4 protein-coding genes and 1 pseudogene are annotated in these 5974 nt (G+C 43.2%); all 5 read left to right on the plus strand.

Features of this window, described 5'->3' with window-relative positions:
- Positions 1-2258 (plus strand): hemagglutinin repeat-containing protein (locus ACFILZ_RS09125; RefSeq protein ID WP_375682381.1); only part of this gene is annotated, 2258 nt, incomplete at its 5' end.
- Between the two features lie 20 nt (positions 2259-2278).
- A complete protein-coding gene (locus ACFILZ_RS09130; RefSeq protein WP_375610968.1) occupies positions 2279-2695 on the plus strand; it encodes a hypothetical protein in 417 nt (138 codons plus the stop codon).
- A gap of 181 nt (positions 2696-2876) precedes the next feature.
- Entirely contained in the window at positions 2877-3353 is a 477-nt protein-coding gene (locus tag ACFILZ_RS09135; RefSeq protein ID WP_375610967.1) for a hypothetical protein, read from the plus strand.
- Between the two features lie 187 nt (positions 3354-3540).
- Positions 3541-5559: pseudogene (locus ACFILZ_RS09140) on the plus strand (hemagglutinin repeat-containing protein); the annotation flags it as partial.
- Positions 5556-5957, plus strand: coding sequence for a hypothetical protein (locus tag ACFILZ_RS09145; protein WP_375610966.1), 402 nt, complete (start codon positions 5556-5558; stop codon positions 5955-5957). The pseudogene ACFILZ_RS09140 and the gene ACFILZ_RS09145, both read left to right, overlap by 4 nt.
- Positions 5958-5974: the final 17 nt, after the last annotated feature.

Here is a 5974-nt window from a genome sequence, read left to right on the forward strand (position 1 = left end):
ATAATATCACCCTATCAGAAAGCTATGATACCTCTAACGCAAAAGAAAAGCATGAAAAGTCTTTTGCTGGTGTGACAGGCTCTGTCAATGTGGGCATTCTTGGTGCTGTACAAGATGTAAGGGATGCAGTCAAACGTTTTGGTCATGGGGATACAAAACACAAAATCGGCAATGGTCTTATTGCTGGTCTAAAAGGCTATGATCTCTATAGCAAAGGCAAAGGTCTTTATAATGGGATGAAAGGTGGAAACAAACAGTCTATTCGTGATATTGCTGATGTTTCTGCTAGCGTAACCGTGGGCTTTAAGACAGAGAAGGCAGAAGCCTCTGTTCAGACCTCTACTGCGGTAACAGGTACAATAGAAGCAGGACGCGCTGTTAATATGCAAGCCCACAAAGGCAGCATCCATGGTGTTGGAGCCGATATTATTGCCGGTACAAACCCGATGCAAAGCAATGATGAACAGAGCGGGAATATCACCATGGGAGCAGGTAAAGATATCATCTTTGAAAGTGCGCAAAACACGCAGAGCACAGAAAACCACACGCAAAGCGCTTCAATGAATGTTGGGTATAGTTATGGTACCGGTGGTACAGGGTGGATGGGGAATGCTTCTTTTGGTAAAGGCAAGGGTTCCAGTGAGGAGGTTCACCAGAAGAACAGCCATATTATTGGCACCGGCACAGTTCACACAACGAGTGGGGCAAACACCACATTGGCAGGCGCCGTGGCTTCTGGAGAGCGTGTAGAAATGGAAGTAGGGGGTGATTTTACCGTTGTCAGCCGCAGTGATACGGGACAAAGTTCCAGCAAGCAAAACTCTGTTTCCATTGGTTATAATAGCCGAGAAAAGGATGGTACAGCCACAACCAATATTTCCTTGAACAAGGATAAATCCTCTAGTGATTATCATAGTGTTGTGGAGCAATCAGGCATCAAAGCGGGTGATGGCGGCTTTAAGATCAACGTTAAAGATAAAACGACCCTAACCGGAGGTATTATTGAAAGCACCGCGCCGGCAGAAAAAAACAGCCTGACCACAGGAAGCATTAGCACCAGTGATATCAGCAACAGTGCGCATGCGCAAGCTAGCAGCCAAGGTTTAAGCATTTCGGCGGGTGGTCCGATGTATCAGGGCAAATATGGTGTCGGGAAAAACATTGCCAAAAATGTCTTAGATCATTCAAAAGCTAAAGATTCAGAGGAAGGATATACCAAATCCGCTATCAGCAATGGCACCATTGTCATTACTGATGAAGCAGGGCAGAAGGCATTGACAGGGCAAGACGTGGAACAAGCCATAGCCTCCCTTAATCGTGATACTGCCACCGCCCATAAGGGTGTACAACAGCTCGATGCAGGCAAGCTGGAACAAATCGTCCATGAAAACCGCGAAATGGCGACACAACTTTTAGAAGAAGGATTTAAATACAGTGATGACTCCTATAAAACCATGTTTATCAAAGAGCACCCCATCGCCGTGGTCGACCGTGATAAAGACGGAAATATACTCTATAAAACAGATGAAAATGGGGAGCCTATAGAAGACGCTCGTGGACAAAAAATACCTAAGTTTCATTATTTAACGGATGAAGAAAAGCAGCATTTGCAAGAAGGCTCTGATGGCAGGGTTCATGTTTCCTTTAATGGCATCTTTACTCCACCAGAGGAAGCCGCTGTTTATGCAGAGCAACATGCGGAGAATAAAAATGAACCGCTTTATTTTGTTGTGTTCCCTCAAGCCGATTCTGCTATCTCAGAACTTCTAGTCGCGGGCTATCAGAAATTTATGGAAAATAACTTTTGGGGTTTGACCAATTCCACACAAGAAGCAAAAGATTTGGTGTATAGCCATGGTCTTACAGGGTTGGAACTTTATGGCCATAGCCGCGGGACGATGACATTGGGGAATATGTTGTATTCTTTCAAACAAGAAGGTGTTCACGGTATAGCCGACAACACGAAGATCAATTTCTATGGACCAGCCTTTAATGTTTTAGTTGCATCCGGTCTGTTAGGTTATGTGAGTGATGGCAAACAAACCACTATTGGCTTTGATGGGAATAGATACGACTTTGTAAGCAGAATTATTGGCGGCAATGGCTATACTTACGAGACAATACCTACTGGTAGTAACATGTGGAAAGAATGGTGGAGAGTGATCATGAATCCCATAAGCTCCCATACTTGCCTTGGAGATGCGAGTGATAAGTGTACATGGCGCTATGGCACATCTCATCGTGAACAAAAACCTTGAATTAAATAATGGAGTAAAAAATGAAACAAACTCTAAAGCTATTAGGTGCTGTAACTTTATTAGGTATTGCAGGATGTCAGTTTAATAAAACTCCTGGAGGGTATTTGAGCGCGTGGGAGAAAAATGGTGTTACTGATTTTACTGAGGTAGGAAAAGCCTTGTTAGAATGTGGCATGCCAACGCCTTATGATGTCGATCCAGAAAACAGAAAGCAGAGCATTAATGCAAAAGCAACAATTTATGCTTGCATGCTTCAATCAGGGTTTCGCTATAAAGATGAAGAGGTAGCAAGAGCGGGAGGGCCATGTTATACTTTTAAAGAGAAAAACTTGCCCATTTGTCGTCCAGGCGCTGTTGTTCCACAGCGCAGTGTCAAGAAGCGCTTAAACAGCCCGTTTTGTAAAAAATATAAAAATAGTCGCAAATGCCAGCCTTAAGTTTTGCTGTTTGTGATGATTAACAATCCGCCATCCTTGCCTTCTCTTGGAATGGCGGGACTGTTCCCTCAATCCAACATTTCAATATTGTTCACCGTTGTTTTAATGAAGCGGTGACAGGAAATATCAACAGGCTTACGAGCTTTTTTATTGTCAATAAATCCATTGAAAGAGGGGAATAATGAAGAAAATCTTAAAACTATTGAGTTGCATAGCTCTGTTAAGTATCACTGGATGTGTTAACCAACCTCCTCCATCAACTTTAGCATTATGGGAAAAACCAGGTGTCGATAAAGCGATGATCCAACAATCCTTATCAAAATGTGGTTGGAAACCGGTTTATGCTTCTTCTAGTGATATGAATTCGTATGCGAGTGAATTTGCCTCAGTTTATGAGTGCATGAAAAAAGCAGGTTTCCGATATAAACTGCAAGATTCAAAAGGGATCTATTTTACACAACCTCCCAAAAGTGGCTCATTCCTAAGCAATTTAATGATAGCAGGATATCAGCAGTTTATGGACAATGACACCTTTGGTATGACCAATAAAACGAAACAGGAACGCGCTTTACTAACGCATTTTGAGGATGAAAGAAAACGTCAGCAAAAGCAAAAAGCTTTACAAAAGCGATCACCAAAGCGTCCTCCCCATCGTTAAAAAGGTCGTTAGATAAAATCATGAATGAAGTAGGGGATCAAAGCCGTCTACTTCTTTATCCACGCAGAGAGCCTTTTAAATTTGGTGGTTAAGATAATCTACAATAAGGCAGGTGAGGGGTCCATTACGGGGGATGCGCATTTTGAAGCCAAAGTCGTGGGGCAATCCACTGGATACGTTAAGCGGTTTGACCGAGGCTGGCGCATCTGGCAGTGTAACCGTGGGCTTTAAGACAGAGAAGGCAGAAGCCTCTGTTCAGACCTCTACTGCGGTAACAGGTACAATAGAAGCAGGACGCGCTGTTAATATGCAAGCCCACAAAGGCAGCATCCATGGTGTTGGAGCCGATATTATTGCCGGTACAAACCCGATGCAAAGCAATGATGAACAGAGCGGGAATATCACCATGGGAGCAGGTAAAGATATCATCTTTGAAAGTGCGCAAAATACGCAAAGCACAAAAAACCACACGCAAAGCGCTTCAATGAATGTTGGGTATAGTTATGGTACCGGTGGTACAGGGTGGATGGGGAATGCTTCTTTTGGTAAAGGCAAGGGTTCCAGTGAGGAGGTTCACCAGAAGAACAGCCATATTATTGGCACCGGCACAGTTCACACAACGAGTGGTGCAAACACCACATTGGCAGGCGCCGTGGTTTCTGGAGAGCGTGTAGAAATGGAAGTAGGGGGTGATTTTGCCATTACCAGCCGCAGTGATACGGGACAAAGTTCCAGCAAGCAAAACTCTGTTTCTGTTGGGTTTGGTGCTGGACAAACGGGTGGTGGGGGCTCCATGAGCGCCTCTTTCCAAAAGGATAAATCCTCTAGTGATTATCATAGTGTTGTGGAGCAATCAGGCATCAAAGCGGGTGATGGCGGCTTTAATATCATTGTTAAAGACAAAACAACGCTGACCGGAGGTATTATTGAAAGCACAGCCTCGGCGGACAAAAACAGCCTGACCACTGGAAGCATTAGCACCAGTGATATCAGCAACAGTGCCCATGCTAAAGCCAGCAGCCATGGGTTTAGCCTTTCTGGGAATGACACGATAAAAAACATTGCCAAGAATGTTTTAAATCACGGCAAAGCCAAGGATGCAGCAGAAGGGGAAACCAAATCTGCTATCAGTGATGGGACTATCATCCTTACTGATACAACTGGACAGAGGGCGATGGGGCAAGATGCTGGACAAATCATTGGCTCTCTCAACCGCAACACCGCAGCAGCACACCAAGCAGTAGGACAGCTAGATGTCGCACCGCTTGAGGATATATTGCGTAATCGTTTAGGTATGAGAAATAAATGGGTAGATGAATGGTTTGATATATGGGATGGGGTTCGTAAAATGGCATTTTATGTTGACCATCCAGTGGGTGAGGTTGCGCATGATGAAAATGGCAATGTCCTCTATTTAACCGATGAAAATGGAAAACCTATAAAAGGCAGTGATGGAAAATATATCACTCTGTATCACTTTTTAAAGCCAGAGGAAGAAAAGCATTTACAAAAAGGCCCTAATGGTGCTGTTTATATGTTCTACAATGGCATTTTTAATTCACCAGATGAAGCAGCCGGTAATGCTGTCCAATTGGCTGTTAATAAAAATGGTCCCCTTTATTTTACATACTTTCCCCAAGCTGATGATGTGCTGGTAGAATTAGGGGTAGCATATTATCAAAAGTTTTGGGAGGGTAGCACTTGGGGATTGAGTAATTCGACCAAGAAGTTCCAAGATTTTATCTATCGTTATGGCAATGACAATGCTATTGTTAGTGGGCATAGCCGGGGTACCTTAACAATACGCAATGGAGCAAATGACTTGCAAGAACATGGTATCCACAGTGTAGCCAAGAAAACAGACTTCTATCTTGTTGGAGCGGCTGCTCACATGCAATCGATGGCCAATACAGTAGATTATCTAAGCGATGGCGAAAAAAATTATATCTACATACAAGGTCATATGTTAGACCCCATTAGTACAGTGATTGGTTACAATTGGCCTACGGCTTATGGGGTACGTTCCAAACCATATGATTCATTACATCCGTTAATTCTACCCCTCAGAGAGATGGGGGGAGCGATCATCGGCTATAATCCTAGTACCCATAATTGTTATGCTGATGCAAGTGCTAAGTGTAAAAATGATTACGGTTCATTTGATTTTATAAAATTTTATTCCACGAGAACAGGGAACAAAAAATGAAAATACGATTTAACTTATTGAGCCTGCTCATTCTATTAAGTATTACTGGATGTGATATGGACAAATCTCCTCCAGGGGAAGTATATGGGTGGATCAAGCCAGGAGCAGACTTTACCGAGGTAGGAAAAGCCTTATTAGAATGTGGCATGCCACATCTTAATTATCTTGAGGCTGAAAATCAAAAGCTCAGCAATAATGATAATGCAACAATTTATGCTTGTATGATTCAAGCAGGATTCCGTGACAGATATGGCGGTCCATCTTGGTGTGTGAATCATTGGAGGGAAAACCTTCCGATTTGTCGACCAGGCGCGGTCATTCCGAAACGAAGTGTTGAAAAGCGCTTAAACAGCCCTTTTTGTAAAAAATATAAAAACGCACCTGAATGCAAACCTTAAGTGTTTCTATTGGTGAT

Source organism: Bartonella sp. AP40SXNS, assembly GCF_042195825.1.
Taxonomy (GTDB): domain Bacteria; phylum Pseudomonadota; class Alphaproteobacteria; order Rhizobiales; family Rhizobiaceae; genus Bartonella.